Source organism: Pseudoalteromonas nanhaiensis, assembly GCF_051235485.1.
Lineage (GTDB): Bacteria > Pseudomonadota > Gammaproteobacteria > Enterobacterales > Alteromonadaceae > Pseudoalteromonas > Pseudoalteromonas lipolytica_C.
In genome coordinates this window covers 132,575-155,800 of sequence record NZ_JBPNYQ010000003.1, presented here as the reverse complement: position 1 = coordinate 155,800, position 23,226 = coordinate 132,575, and the positions used below count along the sequence as shown (strand labels likewise).

Here is a 23,226-nt window from a genome sequence, read left to right as displayed (position 1 = left end):
AATGAGCACAGAAATTAAAGTTCCTGTACTTCCTGAGTCGGTTGCTGATGCTACTGTTGCAACATGGCACGTAAGTGTTGGCGACAAAGTAAGCCGCGACCAAAACTTGGTTGATATCGAAACAGATAAAGTTGTTTTAGAAGTTGTTGCACCAAACGATGGTGTAATCACTGAAATTTCACAAGAAGAAGGTGCAACGGTACTTGGCGAGCAAGTAATTGCATTACTTGGTGATGCAGATGCTGCACCAGCAAGTGACGACTCTGCCAAAGAATCTGCACCAGCAAAATCAGAAGACGCGCCAGAGGCGCAATCAGCACCAGCATCAGAAGGTAAAGAAGTGGACATTAAAGTACCTGTACTTCCAGAATCTGTCGCAGACGCGACAATTGCTACTTGGCATGTTCAACCAGGTGAAGCGGTAACTCGCGATCAAAACCTAGTTGATATCGAAACTGATAAAGTTGTTCTTGAAGTGGTTGCTCAAGAAGACGGTATCATGGGTGAGCACATTCACGCTGAAGGCGAAACAGTACTTGGTGAGCAAGTAATTGGTACAGTTAAAGCGGGCGCAGCACCAGCTAAAGCACCTGCAGCAAAAGCTGAAGAGGCTACTGCAAGCGAATCAAATGATAGCTCTGATGTGTTAACACCATCAGTTCGTCGTTTAATCGCTGAGAAAGGTCTTGATGCATCTAAAATCAAAGGCACAGGCAAAAACGGTCGTGTGACTAAAGAAGATGTTGATACATTCTTAAAAGCACCTGCAGCAGCACCAAAAGCTGAAGCAGCGCCAGCAGCACCTATGGGTGACCGTACACAAAAACGTGTTCCTATGACACGTTTACGTAAAACTATCGCTAATCGTCTTCTTGAAGCGAAAAACTCAACTGCAATGTTAACTACATTCAACGAAGTTAACATGAAGCCAATCATGGATCTTCGTAAGCAGTATCAAGAAGTGTTCGAAAAGCGTCATGGTATCCGTTTAGGTTTCATGTCTTTCTACGTGAAAGCAGTTACTGAAGCACTTAAGCGTTTCCCTGAGGTGAATGCATCTATCGATGGTGATGATATCGTTTATCATAACTACTTCGACATCAGCATTGCGGTTTCAACTCCACGTGGTCTTGTTACACCAGTTCTTAAAGACTGTGACAAGCTATCAGTGGCAGAAATCGAAAAAGGTATCCGTGAATTAGCACTTAAAGGTCGTGACGGTAAACTATCTATCGAAGATATGACTGGTGGTAACTTCACAATTACTAACGGTGGTGTATTCGGTTCATTACTTTCTACACCTATCATCAACTTGCCACAGTCTTCAATCTTGGGTATGCATAAAATCCAAGATCGCCCAATGGCTGTTAACGGTAAAGTTGAAATCTTACCAATGATGTATTTAGCGTTATCTTACGATCACCGCCAAATCGATGGTAAAGAATCAGTAGGCTTCCTAGTAACAATTAAAGAGTTACTTGAAGATCCAACTCGTTTACTACTAGATGTTTAATCTGGTTGTATAAAAACTAAGCTGTGAACCCTGTTCACAGCTTTTTTTTTGCGCCTTTGGTCTAACTGGGGTTTTCATGTGGAGCCTTGGGATTTATACTAAGTGCGCAATTTGGGATAGCTGTTTATTTTGCATAAATATTCAGCTCTTTTAGTATAAAAAATTGGATAAAGCATCATGAATTTGCATGAGTATCAGGCAAAACAACTTTTTGCCGAATATGGTTTACCAGTTTCTCAAGGTTTCGCTTGCGATACACCTGAAGAAGCTGCAGCAGCTGCTGAGAAAATCGGCGGTGATATGTGGGTTGTTAAAACACAGGTTCACGCAGGTGGCCGTGGTAAAGCTGGCGGTGTTAAGCTAGTTAAAACAATCGACGAAGTAAAAGAGTTCGCTGCGAACTGGTTAGGTAAAAACTTAGTTACTTACCAAACAGACGAAAATGGTCAGCCAGTAGCTAAAATCCTTGTTGAAAGCTGCACTGACATCGCTAACGAATTATACCTTGGCGCTGTAGTAGATCGTGCTTCTCGTAAAGTTGTTTTCATGGCATCTACTGAAGGTGGTGTTGAAATCGAGCAAGTTGCAGAAGAAACTCCAGAACTAATTCACAAAGCTGAGATCGATCCACTAGTTGGTCCACAAGCATACCAAGCTCGTGAATTAGGCTTCAAACTAGGTTTAAACCCTACTCAAATGAAACAGTTCGTTAAGATCTTCATGGGTCTTGCTAACATGTTCAACGATTTCGATTTCGCACTATTAGAAATCAACCCGCTAGTAATTACAGACGAAGGTAACCTTCACTGTCTAGACGGTAAAATCGGTGTAGATGGTAACGCGCTTTACCGTCAACCTAAAATCCGTGAAATGCACGATCCTTCACAAGAAGATGCACGTGAAGCTCACGCTGCAAGCTTCGAGCTTAACTACGTTGCACTAGACGGTAACGTTGGTTGTATGGTTAACGGTGCAGGCCTTGCAATGGGTACTATGGACATCGTAAACCTACACGGTGGTAAGCCAGCTAACTTCCTAGATGTTGGTGGTGGTGCTACTAAAGAGCGTGTATCTGAAGCATTCAAGATCATCTTATCTGACGACAACGTTAAAGCTGTTTTAGTTAACATCTTTGGTGGTATCGTACGTTGTGACATGATCGCTGAAGGTATCATTGGCGCAGTTAAAGAAGTAGGCGTAAACGTTCCTGTAGTAGTACGTTTAGAAGGTACTAACGCTGAACTAGGTCGTGAAGTACTTGCTAATTCTGACCTTAACATCATCGCTGCTGAATCACTAACAGACGCAGCTGAAAAAGTTGTTGCTGCTGCGGAGGGCAAATAATGTCTGTATTAATCAATAAAGATACAAAAGTTATCTGTCAAGGTTTCACAGGTGGCCAAGGTACTTTCCACTCTGAGCAAGCGCTTGAGTACGGTACACAAATGGTTGGTGGTGTAAGCCCAGGTAAAGGCGGTCAAACGCACCTTGGTCTTCCAGTATTCAACACAGTACGTGACGCTGTTGAAGCAACTGGTGCAACTGCATCAGTTATCTATGTACCAGCACCTTTCTGTAAAGATGCAATCTTAGAAGCTATCGATGCTGGCATCGAGCTTATCGTTTGTATCACTGAAGGTATCCCAACACTAGACATGGTTGACGTTAAAGTTAAGCTTGAGCAAACTGGTGTTCGTATGATCGGTCCTAACTGCCCAGGTGTTATCACTCCGGGTGAAACGAAGATCGGTATCATGCCTGGTCACATCCACAAGCCTGGTAAAGTAGGTATCGTATCACGTTCTGGTACTTTAACTTACGAAGCGGTTAAACAAACTACTGACGCTGGTTTCGGCCAATCAACATGTGTTGGTATCGGTGGTGACCCAATCCCTGGCACTAACTTCATCGACGTTTTAGAAATGTTCGAAAAAGACGAGCAAACTGAAGCAATCGTAATGATCGGTGAAATCGGTGGTACTGCAGAAGAAGAAGCTGCAGAATACATCAAGCACAACGTGACTAAACCAGTTGTTTCTTACATTGCAGGTGTTACGGCTCCTCCAGGTAAGCGCATGGGTCACGCAGGTGCAATCATCGCAGGTGGTAAAGGTACTGCTGATGAGAAATTTGCTGCATTAGAAGCTGCTGGCGTAAAAACTGTACGTTCACTAGCTGACATCGGTGCTGCACTTAAAGAGAAAACAGGCTGGTAATCAGTTTTAATCTCTTAAAAAAGGCTCGCTTATGCGGGCCTTTTTTGTATCTGAGAGTTTCCTAGTTTGTGCACGAAAATTCTAGCTGTAGATTAAGAATAATAATGCTTTATTTGTGAATAAAAATTCCATACACTGATACCTTGTTTATTTGTTTTTATATAAAACGCTGTTATTAAAAAAGGTAAATATCACGTGCGTACCACAGAATTGGTAGATGGATTTCGCCAGTCAACTCCTTATGTTAATGCTCACCGAGGTAAAACTTTCGTTGTAATGCTCGGCGGAGAAGCAATTGATCAGCCAGGTTGTCGTAGCATCATTAATGATGTTGCATTATTAACGAGCTTAGGTATCAAAATTGTTTTAGTGTTTGGTGCAAGGCCACAGTTCAATGCGGCACTGCAAGAATTTGGCATAACTAGTCAGTTTCATAATGAAATACGTGTTACTGATAACGCGACTTTTGATGTAATAAAGAAAGTTGCGGGTGCAATGCAGTTCGATATTACTGCACGTTTATCGACCTCGCTAAGTAGTACTCCTATGACTGGCTCATACTTGAATGTGGTCAGCGGTAATTTTGTTATCGCTCAGCCTTTAGGAGTTGACGAAGGCATTGATTATCATCACTCAGGCCGTGTAAGACGTATTGATGTTGAAGGGATTCGTCATCAATTAAACAATAACAGTATCGTACTCCTTGGTCCGATTGCCGCCTCAGTGACAGGTGAAAGTTTTAATTTAACCGCTGAAGAAATTGCAACTCAGGTTGCATTAAAACTACGTGCCGACAAAATGCTTGGTTTTTGTAAAGAGGCCGGTATCTTGGATGAAAACGGTGAAGCAATTGCCGAGCTTATGCCAAATGAGGCAGAATCTGTCTTAGCAAACTACCGTAATCAACCTGATTCATGTTTAAGTGCAACGGTATTCTTACAAGCGGCCATTGATGCATGTCGTGGCGGCGTACATCGTTGTCATCTTGTTAGTTACAAAGAAGATGGCGCATTATTACAAGAGCTTTTCTCATTAGATGGCATTGGTACGCAAATCGCGCCGCAAAGCTCCGAACAGTTACGTAGTGCAACAATATCTGATATTACCGGGATTATTAATCTGATCAGACCGCTTGAAGAGCAGGGCTATTTAGTTAGGCGTTCTAGAGAGCAGCTTGAGATAGAAATAGAGCAATTTACTGTCATTGAGCGTGATGGTTTAATTATCGCCTGTGCCGCTTTATACCCATTTGCTGAAGAACAAGTGGGGGAGTTTGCAAGTCTGGCTGTTCATCCACAATACCGAGATGCAGATAGAGGGAGTTACCTACTGCGTTTTATTATTAATAAAGCTAAACGTGCTGGTTACTCGCATTTATTCGCTTTAACCACACGCAGTATTCATTGGTTTTTAGAACAAAGCTTTGAATTGGTGACCGTTGATGAGTTACCGGCGAAGAAAAAGGCACTGTATAACTATGAGCGCCGTTCTAAAGTACTGCGACTGGACCTTACTAAACTAAGTAAAAACCGTTGATAGGACAACTGAGTGGGTTGCTATAAAAAAGGTGACGCATGTGCGTCACCTCTAATTCTATATATTGTATTTAATTAATACTCATAGTTAATGTGCTGATAAAAGCGCACACGTAAATCTTGGCGCGTTGGATTAAAGGCCAGCTCGTCAGTTACTTCATTAATTGCGCTTTGCACTTGATTCATAAACTTACCATAACCAATGTCATGCTTGTCTTTATCGGCTGCGGCAATCACAAAATGTAGAGAATCAACAAGTTGATTTGCATCCCAATAATGTTGTAATTGCACTTGCTCTGAGCTGCAATCAAAGGTTAGCTTTTGCAGTTCACTGTTACTTTGTGCGTTATCAATATTGCTATTACGAACAATAGGGCGGGTACCATTAGCGATAAAAGCACCAAGGGTTAGCGCTCGTTTTTCGCAAGCTCGTTTAAATGCATCAAAAATATATTGATAAAATTGCGTGTAATTCTCTTCATTCAACATATGTTGAAATTGCGTTTTAATCGCGCGGGTTACTGGTATAGAAAACCCAGCATAAGTCATTTCACTGTGCTGTGTTGGTAAATGACATTGGCGAGATTGATAGCGTGGATATAAGCTACGCAATTTATAGCCATAGCTTTCTTTGTGACCTTTTGCTTTAGCAAATAAATCATAAGTAAGATGCTGGTGATCGCGAATTTTAAGTGGAGGTTGACCGCTTAATAGTTTTTCTTGTAATGAGTTTATAACGCGCTGTACGTTATGATGAAAACTTGCTGCATTAGCACGAATATCTTCACCTGTAGCCAAAAATAATAAACGAATTTTTTTGCATTTTACTTCATCAGCGGCAAACACATTATGTGCTTCGTGGTATTGTGGGTTATAGAAAAATAAAATCTGCTTAGCGGTTTCTAAACTATATGCCTCATCATGGTAACGAACGACAGGTAACTTATCGTTAGCGATCAGATGTACATTGTGCAGTTCATATTCATCACATAGTGCAAATAACTCCCTTGCAAGACGCTTATAAGCACAGCTTACATTACTAAACTGAGCAAAAAACTCATCAGTAGGTTTAAACTCAACTAGCACATACTGGTTAGCACGCGCAGAGCTTGGAATATAGACTCTATGTTGATTGAGCGAAGCCATCTTTTTTCCTTATTGGTAGTGAAACTGACGGCACTATATCGCTAGTCAATGATCATTTTATTGCGTTAGAACAATTTTTTTACCGATTTTGCAGCGTCTGTAAACAATGTATTCAATAATCGGCTTATTATCTTCAATAAACATGGCTCAACTACTGTATGTTAGGGTTTGTTTTTGTAATAATGCATTAGTTTTGTCACCATGCAATATTTTGAGGATTATGCTCCTATGGCGGAAATTGAGAATCGCCCAAGTAACTTTATTAGAACGCGTATCGACGAAGATCTCGCAAGCGGTAAGCATGCGACTACACACACGCGTTTTCCACCTGAACCAAACGGTTTTTTACACATTGGTCATGCAAAGTCTATCTGTTTAAATTTTGGTATTGCCCAAGATTATCAAGGTCTTTGTAACTTACGTTTTGATGATACGAATCCAGAAAAAGAAGACATCAATTACGTAAATTCAATTAAAGAAGATGTGCAGTGGTTAGGTTTTCAGTGGGATGGTGAAATTAAGTATTCATCTAACTATTTCGATGCGTTATACGGCTATGCTGTTGAGCTTATCGAAAAAGGCCTTGCGTATGTGTGTTTCTTATCGCCAGATCAAGCACGTGAATACCGTGGTACTTTAAAAGAGCCAGGTAAAAATAGCCCGTACCGTGATACGCCAGTTGAAGAAAACCTAGCGCTATTTGAAAAAATGCGTAATGGCGAATTCAAAGAAGGCGAGTGTGTACTGCGTGCTAAAATCGATATGGCAAGTTCATTCATGGTATTGCGTGATCCGATTTTATACCGTGTACGTTTTGCTCACCACCACCAAACAGGTGATAAGTGGTGTATTTACCCAATGTACGACTTCACGCACTGTATTTCAGATGCGCTAGAAGGTATCACGCATTCATTGTGTACGCTTGAGTTCCAAGATAACCGTCGTTTATACGATTGGGTATTAGATAACATCAGCCTTGAGTGTCACCCACAGCAAATCGAGTTTTCACGATTAAACCTTGAATACACCATTATGTCTAAGCGTAAATTAAACGACTTAGTGGTTAATGGTCATGTTGAAGGCTGGGACGACCCACGTATGCCAACGATTGCTGGTTTACGTCGTCGTGGTTACACACCTGCGTCAGTGCGTGAGTTCTGCTCTCGTATCGGTATCACTAAACAAGAAAACATGGTTGAAATGGGTATGCTAGAAGCATGTATCCGTGAAGACCTAAATGAACATGCACCACGTGCAATGGCTGTTCTTGATCCGGTGAAGATTGTTATCGAAAACTATGATGCAGATAAAGTAGAGACTTTATCAGTTGCCAATCACCCGAATAAAGAAGAGATGGGCCGTCGTGATGTGCCTTTCACACGTGAGATTTATATCGAGCGTGAAGATTTCCGTGAAGAAGCAAATAACAAGTTCAAACGTTTAGTACTTGATAAAGAAGTACGTTTACGTGGTGCTTATGTAATTAAAGCTGAGCGTGTTGAAAAAGACGAGAACGGTGAAATCACCACTATTTTCTGTTCTTACGATCCAGAAACGCTAGGTAAAAACCCAAGCGATGGCCGTAAAGTTAAAGGTGTAATCCATTGGGTATCAGCCAGTGAGTCAATCACCGCTGAAGTACGTTTATACGACCGTTTATTTAACGTACCAAACCCAGCTGCTGCTGAAGACTTCAATGCAACGCTAAATCCAGAATCACTCGTGGTGCTTGCTAACGCGAAACTTGAACCGTCTCTTGCTAATGCACAAGCAGAGCAGGGCTTCCAGTTTGAACGCATGGGCTATTTCTGTCGTGATAACAAAGCCGACTCACTAGTATTTAATCAAACTGTGGGTCTTCGTGATTCATGGGCAAAGATTGAACAAAAGGGCTAAACTTTTAACTAATTGTTTAAGTTTCTAAGCTTAATAAAAAACCCTTTCATTTTAAAAATGAAAGGGTTTTTTTATAACTATTAAAAGCGATTAAAAATAGCCGCGAATACCTAAGCTAAAGTTACGACCAGGTAGTGGTGCTTTTTCTTTAATAAATGAACTGTGAACGAAACCTAATTCATCCGTTAAGTTATCAGCATTAATGTACAGCTGCGTATCGACAGGGCCTAAATCAAGTTGGTAATTTGCCGATGCGTCAAACAGGGTATAACCGTCAGTTTTTGTCTCATAAGCGGTAATATCTGACTGCTCAAAATAATGAGTGCCTGCTAGGCTAAATTGCCAACCGCCAACAGTATACTGTAGTTCAGAACCAAGTTTGTTTGCTGGAATACGTGGTAGGTAACCTTCGCCATCTTTTAATTTAGCAGTTGTTGAATCACCAAACACTTTAACCAATGTGCTAGGTGACACTTGGTAGTGGACGTCAAACTCAATACCGTAAAGTTTTGCATCTTTACTTGCAAATTGATACACCGCCATTGCGTCTTCGTCAGCCTCTGCTGCTGACTCTAGACCGTGTTCTTCATCGAATACGAGCCCAGTACTTTGCTGGTAATAGTAGTTTTCAATGTCGTTGTAGAAAAAGTTAACGGTGTAACCAAAGTCACCAATAAAGCGGCGGAAACTTAAATCAAAGTTGGTTGCAGTTTCTTGATCGATATCTTCAGGCTCAAAGTGTATTTCTCCGTCTTCGATATGATAACCAAGGCCTAACTCATATGTGCCAGTTGCAATGTGTACACCATTTGAAAGTAGTTCAGCACTAAGAGGCGCGCGCTCTGAACGAGATACGCTAAGCGCAACACTTTGGCCTTCTTGATATTGCCAGATTGCACCTGCAGAAAAACTTAGATTTGTGAAATCTTCGCTGTAATTGATGATTTCTGCTTCTTCGTCATCGTGACCTTCTTCCTCTTCGTGAGCGTGGTCATGATGATGCTCTGCCATACTAACAGCCGAGTCAATTTGGTAATCCTCAATACGTGCGCCCAATTCAACGGTTACATCACCAAATTGACGCTCTTCAAGCATGAATAGTGCATTGGTTTTAGTTACACTTGCTGGTGTAAAGGCTTCTTCACCATCAGCATCGTAGTCTGATTCTGTGTAGTGGTAGCCAGCCATACCGTGCCAAAGGCCTAATTTATGTTCAACGGTTGCACGTGCTTCAGTGGTTTTGTTAGAAAACACAGTGCCAACTGCACCATCTTCAATTTCGGCATGTTTATAGTCTGTGTAACCCACACGTAGTGAGATATTCTCAATCCAGTTATCATGTAGCGCATAGCTCATGTAACCTTGCCAGCGATCTTGCTCTAATTGCGCGAAGACAGACTCTTCGTGTTCTTCTTCACCTTCGTGTTCATCATGATGCTCACCTTCTTCATGCTCTTCGTGATGATGGTGTTCATGGGCAGGAATACCGTAATCTGTTTCGATGCGACCATATGACACACCTAGTGTTAGGTGATCGCCAACATAACTCGTACCAAAATTAACATTTTGGCTATCGATAAAAGTGTTTTCTACACGGTTAGCGGTTTCGTGTTCTTCATGATCTTCACCCTCATGTTCGTCATGCTCTTCAGGAAGCTCGAATGTTGGTGTTTTGTAATCATGACCTTTGCGCTTTGTGCCATCAAAATGGAAGTTGAAGCCTTCATTACCGGTTTCAAGTTTTGCGGCATAAGTATTGGTGTTTGATACTGTGTCATGGGTGTATTGCGCAGCGCCTGTTAAAGTGTCTATATTGTCGGTAGGAATACGATTATCAACAACATTTACCACACCACCTATCGCACCGGAGCCGTAAAGTAGGGTAGCAGGGCCTCGTAGCACTTCAATTTGTTCAGCGGCTAGGCTGTCATTTGATGTTGCGTGATCTGGGCCAATACGTGATGCATCACTGCTATCAAGGCCATTTTGAGTGATTTTCACACGCGGACCATCTAAGCCGCGAATGATTGGGCTTGATGAAACTGGACCAAAATAACTAGCATTCACACCAGGTAGGCCTTTTAGTGTTTCGCCTAAGGTCGGCTTAGCCTTATTTTTAAGATTATCACCAGCCAATACGTTAACAGGTGAGATCATTTCAAGGCTATTTTTATGAAGCGCAGAAGCATAGACAACAACTGTTTCTACAGATGTTGGCGTGAGAGTAATAACTAGATTTTGATTGTCACCATTAATTTCAACACGTTTATCGATAAAATCATCTTTGCTGATGTGTAATTGGCCTTTGTTATCTACATCGATTTTAAACTGGCCTTGTTTATTGGTCACAACGCTTTGTGACTTACCATGAACGTGAACTTCAGCGTTACTGATAGGTTGCTGATTTTTATCTAATACTTGACCTGTGATCACAGCAGCCATTGTTGATTGAGAGAACAGCGCAGCGGCAACAGCACTAGAAAGAATTGAAATTTGCTTCATTATTACTACTTCTAAGTTTGTTGTTGAGTGTTGTGATATAATATAACACTGCAATTTTTTATCTGCAATAACGTTATACTATAACTTTTAACTAAGTCGCGAATTTTACACCGTAAACTATACTTAGAATGTTTCAGTTAGATGGACATTCGTTATGTCTGATAAGAATCGTGTTTTTAAAGCCAATTTTACTATTGCAGATTTGCGCGAACAGCGAAATCACCAAGAGGTTTTCACCACGGCATGTGATAGGCAAGAAAGCTATGAACATTTTGTGTTAAAGCTTTTAAGCTACTGCTTATTTTCTCATAATAAAATGGCAACCATGAACGCACGGCTTAAAAGTAGTGAGCCAGATGTGTCAATTAAAGCCCTTGATGAGCATTATGAAATGTGGCTAGCAGTTGGAGAACCTGATTTTACAATATTGAGTAAAATTGCTAAACGTGTTGACGAACTATGGGTTGTAACTACGCTAAACAATGAGTGGTTACAAGAATATGAGCATCAATTAGAGCTGATAAATAACAGCCATTTAATTGCCTTTGATGGAAACTTTATTGAGCAATTGGCGAGCCATTTGACTAAAAACTTACAGTGGGATGTAACGATAGATCAACAAACAGTAAGTGTCTCAGACAAAGAAAACTTCTACCAAACAAACGATCTTGTGTGGCATTAAAGTTCAATTTTTACCTTACCGTTGGGTTTACTACAACACAGCAACACTTCACCTGAGCGAACAAACGCAAGTGGTTCTTGGTTATAATTCACATCACCTTCGACTAATTTAGCGCGGCATGCGCCACAATAACCTTCACGGCATTGGTAGGGGACGTCTATTTTGTGTTGTTCTAGGCATTCAAGGAGAGATGAACAGCCAGAATCAAATTCGAGACTCTGGCTGTCTGTTCCTGCAAGGATAACCTCTGCAGTAGTGTTAGTGCTCATTACAGATCGAAGTCACCAAAATCTGATGCATCAACCTGAGAATCAATTTGGCCTACAAGGTAAGAGCTAATTTCAGCTTCTTGTGGAGCAACTTGAACGTTGTCTGATACTAACCAAGAGTTGATCCATGGAATAGGGTTACTCTTACTTTCGAACTGTGCAGGTAAGCCAACCGCTGTCATACGCGCATTTGTGATGTATTCAACATATTGACATAAGATATCTTTATTTAAGCCAATCATAGAACCATCTTTAAACAAGTATTCAGCCCAATCTTTTTCTTGCTCAGCAGCTTCAACAAACATCTGAATCGCTTCTTCACGGCATTGTGCAGCAACGATTGCCATTTCAGGATCGTCTTTGCCTTCTTGCATGATATTTAGAATGTGTTGCGTGCCAGATAAGTGGAGCGCTTCATCACGGGCAATAAGCTTGATGATTTTCGCATTACCTTCCATTAGTTCACGCTCTGCGAACGCGAATGAACAGGCAAAGCTTACATAGAAACGAATAGCTTCTAGAATGTTAACCGACATCATAGCTAGGTAAAGTTGCTTTTTAAGGTCAAATAAGCTGACTTTTACTTCTTCACCGTTGATCACATGTTTACCTTCACCATATAGATTGTAAACAGAAATCATATTGATTAAATCATCGTAGTATTTGGTAACCGCATCAGCACGTTCACTGATCTTCTCGTTACTGACGATATCATCAAAGATAAGCTCAGGAGACTGCGTAACGTTACGAATAATATGCGTGTATGAACGGCTGTGAATTGTTTCACTAAACGCCCATGTTTCAATCCAAGTTTCAAGCTCAGGAATAGACACAATGGGTAGTAACGCAACGTTAGGTGAACGACCTTGCACACTATCTAGCAAGGTTTGATATTTCAAGTTGCTTAAAAAGATGTGTTTTTCGTGGTCCGGTAACGCTTGGAAGTCAAGACGGTCTTTACTTACGTCAACTTCTTCAGGACGCCAAAAGAACGATAATTGTTTTTCAATTAGCTTTTCGAAGATAGGGTACTTTTGTTGGTCGTAACGTGACACGTTTACAGTTTGGCCGAAAAACATCGGTTCTTGTAATTGGTTATTATGGTTTCGGCTAAAAGTTGTATATGACATAGTGATTTCTCAAAAAAACAGTCAGGACAAAGCGGGCAAATGAGCCCGCTTTTGTTATGTTATTAATTTAATTAGATTTTACAAGCGCCGCCTGCACAACCGTCATCTTCTACCTCTGGTGTTAGCTCATCTTGAGCATCCGATGCACCGTCACGTGTGTTGTGGTAGTACAAGGTCTTCACACCAAGTTTATAAGCAGTCAGTAGGTCTTTTAATAGCACCTTCATAGGTACTTTACCGCCTTCGTACTTAGATGGATCATAATTAGTGTTTGCAGAAATCGTTTGGTCAACGAATTTTTGCATAATACCAACAAGCTGTAGGTAACCATCGTTTGATGGAATATCCCACAGTAGCTCATAGTTGTCTTTCAGGTTTTCATAATCTGGAACTACTTGCTTTAAGATACCATCTTTACTTGCTTTAACGCTGATATGACCACGTGGTGGCTCAATACCATTTGTTGCGTTAGAGATTTGTGATGATGTCTCTGATGGCATCAATGCAGATAGCGTAGAGTTACGCATACCGTGCTCTTTAATGCTCGCACGTAATGAATCCCAATCTAAATGAAGTGGCTCATTACAGAACTGATCTAGGTCACGCTTGTAAGTATCTGTCGGCATGATGCCTTGAGAATACGTTGTCTCGTTAAATTTAGGACACGCACCGCGTTCTTTCGCTAACTCGTTTGATGCTTTCATTAGGTAATATTGAATTGCTTCAAACGTTTTGTGAGTTAAGGCATTAGCACTACCATCAGAATAACGTTTACCGTTTTTAGCAAGGTAGTATGCGAAGTTAATTACACCTATACCCAGCGTACGACGACCCATCGTTGCGTTTTTAGCCGCAGGAACAGGGTAGTCTTGGAAATCAAGTAAGTTATCAAGGGCACGTACTGCAAGTTCAGCAAGCTCTTCTAACTCATCAAGCGACTCAATCGCACCTAAGTTAAATGCAGATAGCGTACAAAGTGCAATTTCACCTTCTTCATCCATTACATTGCTAAGTGGCTTAGTTGGTAATGCGATTTCTAAACATAGGTTAGATTGACGAATTGGCGCCACAGTCGAGATAAACGGGCTGTGTGTATTACAGTGGTCAACGTTTTGTAAGTAAATACGACCAGTGCTTGCACGCTCTTGAGCAAACATTGAGAATAACTCAATTGCTTTAATACGCTTTTTACGAATTGACTCGTCTTGTTCGTACTTAACATATAGCTCATCAAACTTCGCTTGATCTTCAAAGAATGCATCATATAGACCCGGTACATCTGACGGGCTGAACAATGTGATGTAATCGTCTTTGATTAAACGGCTATACATTAATTTGTTGAACTGGACACCGTAGTCAAGATGACGTACACGGTTGTCTTCAACACCACGGTTGTTCTTAAGGACAAGAAGATTTTCAACTTCTAAGTGCCAAAGTGGGTAGAACAACGTTGCTGCACCGCCACGAACACCACCTTGTGAACAGCTTTTAACCGCTGTTTGGAAGTGTTTATAAAACGGAATACAACCTGTGTGGTACGCTTCGCCGTTACGAATAGGGCTACCAAGAGCACGAATACGGCCCGCGTTAATACCAATGCCAGCACGTTGCGAAACATATTTAACAATCGCAGACGATGTCGCATTAATAGAATCAAGGCTATCACCACATTCAATCAATACACATGAGCTGAATTGACGTGTTGGTGTACGAACACCGGCCATAATTGGTGTAGGTAATGAAATCTTAAATGTAGACACTGCATCATAAAAACGCTTGATGTAATCAAGACGTGTCTCTTTTGGATAATCAGAGAATAAGCTTGCCGCAACTAAAATATATAAAAACTGTGCACTTTCGTAAATTTCGCCAGTAACACGGTTTTGAACTAGATATTTACCTTCAAGTTGCTTTACAGCAGCGTAGCTGAAGTTTAAATCACGATTATGATCAATATATGAGTCTAACTCATCGATTTCTTGCTCTGTGTAGTCGACAAGTAAATGCTGATCGTAACGTTTGTCTTCAACTAATTTTGTAATGTGATCATATAAACGTGGTGGCTCAAATTGGCCATACGCTTTTTTACGCAAGTGGAATACAGCTAAGCGAGCAGCTAGGTATTGATAATCAGGCGTATCTTTTGAGATTTGATCCGCTGCCGCTTTGATGATTGTTTCATGAATGTCGTCGGTGCGAATGCCATCATAAAATTGAATATGTGATTTTAATTCAACTTGTGAGACAGACACATTATTCAGACCTTCTGCGGCCCAAGCGATTACGCGATGGATCTTATCTAGATCGAGTGACTCTTTACGGCCGTCACGTTTGCTTACAGATAGCTGTTGGTTCATAGTTTTGCCTGTATTCCTTGGGAAATTTTAGTTGTAAAGACAAAGGTATTCTTTATGTAATTATTATTATTAAACACTATATGCAGCTAATTGAATAACATTTAGCCACAATATCTGGTGTTGTTTAAATTGCAGATCACAAGATAGTGTGGTCTGCGCTGTTTTGCAAGGGATAGAATTGCCCCATTTTGTGGATAACTATTGGATAAGCGCATTGTGTTAGTGACCATTAACCTTTGAACATTCACAGACGACGAAATTTGTAGAAATCAACTCAAGATCCAGAAAATTTACCGTTTTAAAAAATAAATTTCGACTGATTTTTTTATCATCAAAGAATGTTCAAAAGTGAATCAGATCACAATATATGGTGTTTTAGATAATAAATAACACTATATATGGTTAAAGCCATCAATTGGCGAATGCCAATTAAAATCTGCCTGCCAGCCAAGCGCAGCGTCAACACTCGGTATGTAACCCCAAAGCGCCGTTGCACTGTACATATTAGCTGCTTTTGCAGCTTGAATATCTCGCTCAGCATCACCGATATATAAACAACGAGTTGGATCAACCGCTAAGATCTCAGCTGTATGTAACAGTGGATCCGGTGATGGTTTTGAAACAGCTAATGTATCGCCACTGACAACGGCTTGAGCATTGCTTAAAGATGGGATCGCTTGCACTAAGGGCTCAGTTAAAAAGCCGGGCTTATTGGTCATAATGCCCCACTTAATATTGTTTTGCTCAAGTGCAATTAAAAGCTGCTCGATGCCGTTGAAGCATTTACTGTGTACGGCAATATCATCAGCGTAATAATCGAGTAACTGTTGACGTAAAGCCAGTTGTTCTACATCAGGCCACTTATCACCAAAACCAATCTCTAATAATGCATTGGCTCCGTTTGAAGCTGCAGGACGATAAATATGTTCAGCGACTGGGGCAATATCTGCATCGGCTAATACACGATTTAATGCATGACCCAGATCATCGGCGGTATCAAGGAGCGTACCATCGAGATCAAAAATAAAAGCATCAAAATCGATAGAGGGTGCGTTTACACCACTCATTAGGCTAATTTCTCAAAGTGCAGGATGTAATTAACACTTACATCATCATTTAAACTGTACTGCTTAGAGAACGGGTTATAGTTCAGGCCTGTGCTGGCTCTTACTTTTAATCCCGCTTCTTCTGCCCAGGCAATAAGTTGTGCAGGTTTGATAAACTTTTTATGGTCATGGGTACCTTCAGGCACCATTTTTAAAAGCTTTTCTGCACCCACAATGGCAAACAAGTAGGCCTTTGGTGTTTTGTTTAGTGTTGAAAAGAAGACATCGGCGCCCGGTTTAGCAAGTTCTGCTACAGCACGAATAATAGACGCAGGATCTGGAACATGTTCAAGCATTTCCATACAGGTAATAACGTCAAAGCGAGCAGGGTGCTCAGCCGCAAACTGTTCTGCTGGTACTTTTATATAGTCAACAGGCACACCTGTTTCTAAACTGTGTAACTTAGCAACGGTGAGTGGCTCTTGGCCCATATCGATACCGGTTACTTTAGCGCCCATGCGCGCCATGCTTTCACTTAAGATGCCGCCACCACAGCCAACATCTAAGGTTTCCTTATCAAATAAGCCGCCTACTTTATCGGCGACAAAATCCAAGCGAAGAGGATTTATTTCATGAAGAGGTTTGAACTCTCCGTCGCGGTCCCACCAACGTTCTGCGATGGCTTCAAACTTTGCAATTTCTGCATTATCTACATTTTGATGTTCGGTCATAAAAAACTTCCTCGTCAATCTGAGGCCATTATATAGGGGGAAATTACTAAATCGCAAAGATTTAGCGCCTGTAAATCTAAATAAATTGTGATAGCATGGTCTGGAAATAATAACTAAAGCTCTTAAGACGGCATTGTGCCTCTTTGTGAGTCAATACTGAAGGAATGTGAAATCAAATGACTGATCTCGCCAATGAAATTCTGCCAGTCAATATTGAAGATGAATTAAAAAATTCGTACCTTGATTACGCAATGAGTGTAATCGTTGGACGTGCATTGCCAGACGTACGTGACGGCTTAAAGCCAGTTCACCGTCGTGTTTTATTTGCAATGAACGAACTCAATAATGATTGGAATAAACCTTACAAGAAATCAGCACGTGTTGTTGGTGATGTAATCGGTAAGTACCACCCACATGGCGACAGCGCGGTATATGACACCATCGTTCGTATGGCGCAGCCTTTCTCATTACGCTATATGCTTGTTGACGGCCAAGGTAACTTCGGTTCTGTTGACGGTGACTCTGCGGCAGCAATGCGTTATACGGAAGTCCGTATGGCGAAAATGTCACATGAATTATTAGCTGACTTAGAAAAAGAAACCGTTGATTACGTACCTAACTATGATGGTACTGAGCAAATTCCTGACGTATTACCTACTAAAGTACCTAACTTACTAGTTAATGGTTCATCAGGTATTGCGGTTGGTATGGCAACGAACATTCCTCCGCATAACTTAACAGAAGTTATTAACGGCTGTTTAGCGCTTATTCAAAACCCAGATATGTCAATTGCAGATCTAATTGAATATATCCCGGGTCCAGATTTCCCGACTGCGGCGATTATCAACGGTAAAAAAGGCATTGAGCAAGCGTACCTAACAGGTCGTGGTAAAGTATATATCCGTGCTCGTGCTGAAATCGAAGTTGACGAAAAAACCGGTCGTGAAACAATCATCGTTCACGAAATCCCTTATCAAGTTAACAAAGCGCGTCTTATCGAAAAAATCGCTGAGTTAGTTAAAGATAAGAAAATTGAAGGTATTAGCGCACTACGTGACGAATCAGATAAAGACGGTATGCGTATCGTTATCGAAATCAAACGTGGTGATGTTGGTGAAGTAATCTTAAACAACCTATATGCACAAACTCAGTTACAAACTGTGTTTGGTATGAACATGGTTGCACTTGATAACAACCAACCTAAGTGCTTTAACCTTAAAGAAATGCTTGAAGCGTTTATCATTCACCGTCGTGAAGTTGTTACACGTCGTACAGTATTCGATTTACGTAAAGCCCGTGACCGTGCTCATACGCTTGAAGGCTTAGCAATTGCTCTTGCGAACATCGACCCAATTATCGAACTAATTCGTAAGTCACCAACACCAGCTGAAGCTAAAGTGGCACTAACAGCTCGCCCTTGGGAGCTAGGCACTGTTAAAGCTATGCTTGAAAAAGCAGGTGAAGATAACGTTGCTCGCCCTGATTGGTTAGCTGCAGACTTAGGTATTCGTGATGGTCAATACTATTTATCTGAGCAACAAGCACAAGCAATTCTTGACCTACGTTTACACAAACTAACGGGTCTTGAGCATGAGAAGATCTTAGACGAGTACCAAACGTTACTTGATCTAATTGCCGAGCTTTTACACATTCTTTCAAGCCCTGATCGTCTAATGGAAGTTATCCGTGACGAGCTAGTAGAAATTAAAGAACAATATGGTGATGAGCGTCGTACTGAAATCAGCGCTGCTGCTCACGATATTAGCCTTGAAGACCTAATCAATGAAGAAGACGTTGTAGTAACGCTTTCTCACGAAGGTTACGTTAAGTATCAACCATTATCTGACTACGAAGCACAGCGTCGTGGTGGTAAAGGTAAGTCAGCTACGAAGATGAAAGATGAAGACTTCATCGAGCGTCTATTGGTTGCTAATACACACGATACAATTCTGTGCTTCTCAACTGCAGGGCGCTTATACTGGTTGAAAGTATATCAGTTACCATTAGCAAGCCGTGCAGCGCGTGGTAAGCCAATTGTTAACCTATTACCACTTGAAGCAGATGAGCGTATTACTGCTATCTTACCGGTACGTGAGTACGAAGAAGATAAATACATCTTCATGGCTACTGCGTTCGGTACAGTTAAGAAAACACCATTAACAGCTTATAGCCGCCAACGTGCGAGCGGTATCATTGCCGTTAACCTTAATGAAGGCGATAGCCTAATTGGGGTTGATATCACAGATGGCACGAATGAAATCATGCTATTTACTGATGCTGGTAAAGTTGTACGCTTTAAAGAAGCTGAAGAGTCTGAAGTATTAGACGAAAACGGTAACCCTGTACTTGATGAAAACGGTAACCCGGAAATTCGCTTTAAAGGCGTACGTCCAATGGGCCGAACAGCAACAGGTGTTCGCGGTATTAAGATGGCAGACGATCAACGCGTTGTATCGTTAATCGTTCCTAAATCAGATGGTGCAATCCTAACTGTGACAGAAAACGGTTACGGTAAGCGTACAGCACTTGAAGATTACCCATCGAAGAGCCGTGCAACTCAAGGTGTTGTATCAATCAAAGTTAGCGAACGTAACGGCGCTGTGGTTGGTGCAGTACAGGTTGATGAAAACGACGAAATCATGATTATCTCTAATCGCGGTACACTTGTACGTACTCGTGTAAATGAGGTTTCTACGGTTGGTCGTAATACTCAAGGCGTTATTTTGATACGAACTATTGACGAAGAGCAAGTAGTTGGTTTACAACGTATCGAAGAAATCGAAGTTGATGAGCTTGCAGCCATCGAAGGCGAGGCCGTTGAAGTAGTCGATACTAATCCTGAAGAAGCGGGTGATAACCCACCTTCAGAATAACATTGATTTAAAAAGCGGCTTCGGCCGCTTTTTTTATCCGCACTATAATTACTGGAATGAGGCAAAGTAATGACTAAATATAATTTTTGTGCAGGACCGGCAATGCTACCGCCGGCAGTTATGCAAAAAGCACAAAAAGAATTTATTGATTGGCAAGGTTTAGGTGTATCTGTGATGGAAATTAGCCATCGCAGCAGCGACTTTTTAGCGCTTACTGCTAAATGTGAAGCAAGCCTGCGTCGCTTAATGAATATTAGCGATGAGTTTGAAGTATTATTTATGCATGGCGGTGGTCGTGGTCAATTTAGTGCTGTACCGCTGAATCTTCACCTTGATGGTAAGCCTGCTATTTACTGTGAAAATGGCGTGTGGTCGAAAGGTGCAACAGAAGAAGCGGCAAAATTCACCACAGTTCAAAGTATCAACGTACGTGATGATGAACAGCAAAATGGTCAGTTTTCAATTAAGCCTGCAAGCAGCTGGGAATTACCTGCTGATGCGTCATATATTCACTATTGCCCGAATGAAACCGTAGATGGCATCGAAATTTTTGACGTACCATCACACCCATCAGCACCGATTGTTGCTGATATGTCGTCGACTATTTTATCGCGCGAATTTGATGTAAATCAGTTTGATCTTATTTACGCTGGTGCGCAAAAGAATATCGGCCCATCTGGTTTATCTATTGTAATTATCCGTAAAACCTTACTTGAACGTGAAGGTCTTGCAAAGCCGGGTATTCTTGATTATGCATTAGAAGCGAAACAAGGCAGCATGTACAACACACCACCGACATTTGCATGGTACTTAGCCGCTGAAGTGTTTGAATGGCTAGAAGCAAATGGTGGTGTAAAGGCGATGGAAGAGCAAAACATCGCAAAAGCCGAGCTACTTTACAATTATATTGATAGCTCAGATTTTTATAGCAATAAAGTTGCTAAGCATTGCCGTTCGCGTATGAACGTTCCGTTTTGGTTAAATGATGAATCGCTGAATGATAAATTCATTAGTGAGTCAAAAGAAGCAGGCTTATTAGCCCTTGAAGGTCACCGTATTGTCGGTGGTATGCGCGCAAGTATTTACAATGCAATGCCACTTGAAGGCGTGCAAGCCTTGGTTGATTTTATGGCTAAGTTTGCAAAGGAGAATAGTTAAATGGAACAACTACGTCTTGAACCTATTGCAAAAGTTAATGGTAGCGTAACCTTACCCGGCTCAAAAAGCTTATCAAATCGTATTTTACTTTTAGCAGCGCTTGCTAAAGGTACAACAGTGGTCGAAAACCTGCTTGATAGCGACGATATCCGTCATATGCTTGGCGCACTAAAATTATTAGGTGTTAATGTTACGCTTAATGAAGACAAAACAGTGGCGACCGTTGAAGGTGTAGCGGGTAAATTTAATACACCATCTGAACCGTTATTTTTAGGTAACGCTGGAACTGCGTATCGCCCGCTAACAGCTGTACTTGCTGCTGTTGAAGGTGAGTATGAGCTTGTTGGTGAGCCACGCATGGAAGAACGCCCAATCGGCCATTTGGTTGATGCATTGCAAGCACTGGGTGGTGATGTAACTTACTTAAAAAATAACGACTATCCACCACTGGCTATTAAAGGCGGTAAAATCAATGGTGGTAAAGTAGCCATTGATGGCAGTATTTCAAGCCAGTTTTTAACAGCGCTATTAATGGCAGCACCGTTATTTAATGGCGACACAGAAATTACCATTAAAGGCACGCTGGTGTCTAAACCTTACATTGATATTACCCTAGATGTGATGAAGCGTTTCGGTGTTACTGTAAGCCATGACAACTACGAAACGTTTTATGTAAAAGGCTGTCAGCAGTATCAAGCACTTGAGCGTATTATGGTTGAAGGTGATGCATCAAGTGCTTCTTATTTCGTTGCGGCAGCTGCAATAGCGGGCGGCGAAATTGAAATTAATGGGGTAGGTGCGGCGTCTGTTCAAGGTGATATTGGCTTTGCCAAAGTTATGGAACAAGTGGGCGCAAAAATCGATTGGTACGATGAAAAGCTGGTGGTTCGCAAAGGCGAGCTGAATGCTGTAGATATTGATGCTAACGCAATACCTGATGCGGCCATGACACTGGCAACTGTAGCACTTTTTGCAAAGGGTAAAACGGCGATTCGTAACATCTATAACTGGCGTGTTAAAGAAACTGACCGTTTATATGCAATGGCAACCGAACTGAGAAAAGTAGGTGCAGAGGTTGTAGAAGGTGAAGATTTTATCGAAATTACTCCACCTGACACATTTAATGATGTTGCGATTAATACCTATAACGATCACCGTATAGCAATGTGTTTTGCGATGGTTGCAGTGGGTGGCAAGCCGATAACCATTAACGATCCTAAGTGTACGTATAAAACGTTTCCTACATTTTTCAAAGTTCTAGAGTCTGTCTCAAGTCAATAAAACAGAAGAAAATATAAAAAGTTACACTCTAAGTGCGGATCTATTTTAATAACTGGCGTATAATATTCCGGTTTTATTTTGGTGTGCATTGCAGGAGGTTATAAATGCAGGCGTTATCAATGCCCGTAATCACCATCGATGGTCCAAGCGGTTCAGGTAAGGGAACTGTATGTCGCTTGTTAGCCGAGAAATTAGGTTGGGATGTATTAGACAGCGGTGCGATTTACCGTGTGCTGTCACTTGCTGCGCTTCACCATCAGATTGAATTAGATAATGAAGATGCATTAGTACCACTTGCAGCAAACTTAGATGTGCAGTTTTTGGTTGATAGCCACACTCACACATCGAAAATTGTGTTGGAAGGCGAAGACGTCACAACCACGATTCGTAATGAAGAAGTGGGTGCAGCTGCATCGAAAATCGCAGCTTTACCACGAGTGAGAGAAGCATTATTACGCCGTCAGCGTGCATTTCGTACAGAAAATGGCTTAATTGCTGATGGTCGTGATATGGGCACTGTTGTGTTTCCTGATGCACCGTTGAAAATATATTTAACTGCTACAGCTGAAGAGCGCGCACGTCGTCGCTTTGCTGAGTTGAATGAACGCGGTCTTGATGTTACACTAAGTGGTCTACTTGAGGACATAAAAGCGCGAGATCACCGTGATATGACACGTGAGGTTGCGCCATTAGTGCCTGCAGAAGACGCCATTGAAATCGATACTAGCGATTTTGATGCGATGCAAGTGTTTGATAAAGTAGTAACTTTACTCGACGAAGCAGTACTTGCAGGAAAGCTTCCAAAAGCTAAAAAGTAAATTTATAAGGTGCCGGCAGGATGCTAGCGCGATTTTAACAACCCCATGCAGCATGGTTGCTAATTGGTTATTT

Annotated in this window: 17 protein-coding genes; 10 read left to right on the top strand and 7 right to left on the bottom strand. The window is 41.4% G+C overall.

Going from position 1 to position 23,226, the window contains the following annotated elements; genetic code table 11:
• Position 1: 1 nt before the first annotated feature.
• The 4 genes from odhB (at position 2) to argA (ending at position 5,265) form a co-directional block, all read left to right on the top strand.
• The gene (gene odhB, locus ACSFVZ_RS04730) at positions 2–1,513 is read left to right on the top strand and encodes a 2-oxoglutarate dehydrogenase complex dihydrolipoyllysine-residue succinyltransferase (RefSeq protein ID WP_135924749.1); all 1,512 of its coding nucleotides are present in this window, start codon (positions 2–4) and stop codon (positions 1,511–1,513) included.
• Between the two features lie 177 nt (positions 1,514–1,690).
• Positions 1,691–2,857 (top strand): ADP-forming succinate--CoA ligase subunit beta, encoded by a 1,167-nt coding sequence (gene sucC, locus ACSFVZ_RS04725; protein WP_135924747.1) that lies wholly within the window; start codon positions 1,691–1,693, stop codon positions 2,855–2,857.
• Positions 2,857–3,729, top strand: coding sequence for a succinate--CoA ligase subunit alpha (gene sucD / locus ACSFVZ_RS04720; protein WP_036968616.1), 873 nt, complete (start codon positions 2,857–2,859; stop codon positions 3,727–3,729). Before sucC ends, sucD begins: the two co-directional genes overlap by 1 nt.
• Positions 3,730–3,924: 195 nt before the next feature.
• A complete protein-coding gene (argA, locus tag ACSFVZ_RS04715; protein ID WP_135924744.1) occupies positions 3,925–5,265 on the top strand; it encodes an amino-acid N-acetyltransferase in 1,341 nt (446 codons plus the stop codon).
• 74 nt (positions 5,266–5,339) lie between these two features.
• Here argA and ACSFVZ_RS04710 read toward each other — a convergent pair whose 3' ends face one another.
• Entirely contained in the window at positions 5,340–6,410 is a 1,071-nt protein-coding gene (locus tag ACSFVZ_RS04710) for a DUF3083 family protein (RefSeq protein ID WP_199526439.1), read from the bottom strand.
• A gap of 228 nt (positions 6,411–6,638) precedes the next feature.
• On the opposite strand from ACSFVZ_RS04710, the gene glnS reads away from it, so the two are divergent.
• A complete protein-coding gene (gene glnS, locus ACSFVZ_RS04705) occupies positions 6,639–8,306 on the top strand; it encodes a glutamine--tRNA ligase (protein ID WP_135924739.1) in 1,668 nt (555 codons plus the stop codon).
• Between the two features lie 90 nt (positions 8,307–8,396).
• Here glnS and ACSFVZ_RS04700 read toward each other — a convergent pair whose 3' ends face one another.
• Entirely contained in the window at positions 8,397–10,808 is a 2,412-nt protein-coding gene (locus ACSFVZ_RS04700; protein WP_199526440.1) for a TonB-dependent receptor, read from the bottom strand.
• Between the two features lie 154 nt (positions 10,809–10,962).
• Between ACSFVZ_RS04700 and ACSFVZ_RS04695 the strand changes: the two genes are divergently transcribed.
• Complete coding sequence (locus tag ACSFVZ_RS04695) at positions 10,963–11,490, top strand: YaeQ family protein (protein WP_135924734.1); 528 nt, start codon at positions 10,963–10,965, stop codon at positions 11,488–11,490.
• On the opposite strand, the gene yfaE is transcribed toward ACSFVZ_RS04695, so the two are convergent.
• The 5 genes from yfaE to ubiG all read right to left on the bottom strand — a co-directional run bounded on the left by yfaE (position 11,487) and on the right by ubiG (position 17,023).
• Positions 11,487–11,759, bottom strand: coding sequence for a class I ribonucleotide reductase maintenance protein YfaE (gene yfaE, locus ACSFVZ_RS04690; protein ID WP_135924731.1), 273 nt, complete (start codon positions 11,757–11,759; stop codon positions 11,487–11,489). The genes ACSFVZ_RS04695 and yfaE overlap by 4 nt on opposite strands.
• A complete protein-coding gene (nrdB, locus tag ACSFVZ_RS04685; protein ID WP_130051426.1) occupies positions 11,759–12,889 on the bottom strand; it encodes a class Ia ribonucleoside-diphosphate reductase subunit beta in 1,131 nt (376 codons plus the stop codon). The genes yfaE and nrdB overlap by 1 nt, the downstream gene beginning before the upstream one ends.
• 71 nt (positions 12,890–12,960) lie before the next feature.
• Positions 12,961–15,246: a class 1a ribonucleoside-diphosphate reductase subunit alpha gene (gene nrdA, locus ACSFVZ_RS04680; protein WP_135924729.1), complete on the bottom strand. Its 2,286-nt coding sequence runs from the start codon at positions 15,244–15,246 to the stop codon at positions 12,961–12,963.
• Between the two features lie 392 nt (positions 15,247–15,638).
• Positions 15,639–16,313, bottom strand: coding sequence for an HAD family hydrolase (locus ACSFVZ_RS04675; protein WP_199526441.1), 675 nt, complete (start codon positions 16,311–16,313; stop codon positions 15,639–15,641).
• Complete coding sequence (gene ubiG, locus ACSFVZ_RS04670) at positions 16,313–17,023, bottom strand: bifunctional 2-polyprenyl-6-hydroxyphenol methylase/3-demethylubiquinol 3-O-methyltransferase UbiG (RefSeq protein ID WP_199526442.1); 711 nt, start codon at positions 17,021–17,023, stop codon at positions 16,313–16,315. The genes ACSFVZ_RS04675 and ubiG overlap by 1 nt, the downstream gene beginning before the upstream one ends.
• Before the next feature lie 176 nt (positions 17,024–17,199).
• Here ubiG and gyrA point away from each other — a divergent pair, with 176 nt between their 5' ends.
• From gyrA to cmk, 4 genes are all read left to right on the top strand, one after another.
• Positions 17,200–19,896 carry a DNA topoisomerase (ATP-hydrolyzing) subunit A gene (gene gyrA, locus ACSFVZ_RS04665; protein ID WP_135924722.1) on the top strand — a complete coding sequence of 899 codons (2,697 nt, stop codon included), beginning with the start codon at positions 17,200–17,202 and terminating at the stop codon, positions 19,894–19,896.
• Positions 19,897–19,965: 69 nt separating this feature from the next.
• Positions 19,966–21,054, top strand: a complete 1,089-nt coding sequence (gene serC / locus ACSFVZ_RS04660) for a 3-phosphoserine/phosphohydroxythreonine transaminase (protein WP_138557556.1) — start codon at positions 19,966–19,968, stop codon at positions 21,052–21,054.
• Positions 21,055–22,335, top strand: coding sequence for a 3-phosphoshikimate 1-carboxyvinyltransferase (aroA, locus tag ACSFVZ_RS04655; RefSeq protein ID WP_435558232.1), 1,281 nt, complete (start codon positions 21,055–21,057; stop codon positions 22,333–22,335).
• Positions 22,336–22,439: 104 nt separating this feature from the next.
• Positions 22,440–23,153, top strand: coding sequence for a (d)CMP kinase (gene cmk, locus ACSFVZ_RS04650; RefSeq protein ID WP_135924714.1), 714 nt, complete (start codon positions 22,440–22,442; stop codon positions 23,151–23,153).
• Positions 23,154–23,226 lie beyond the last annotated feature (73 nt).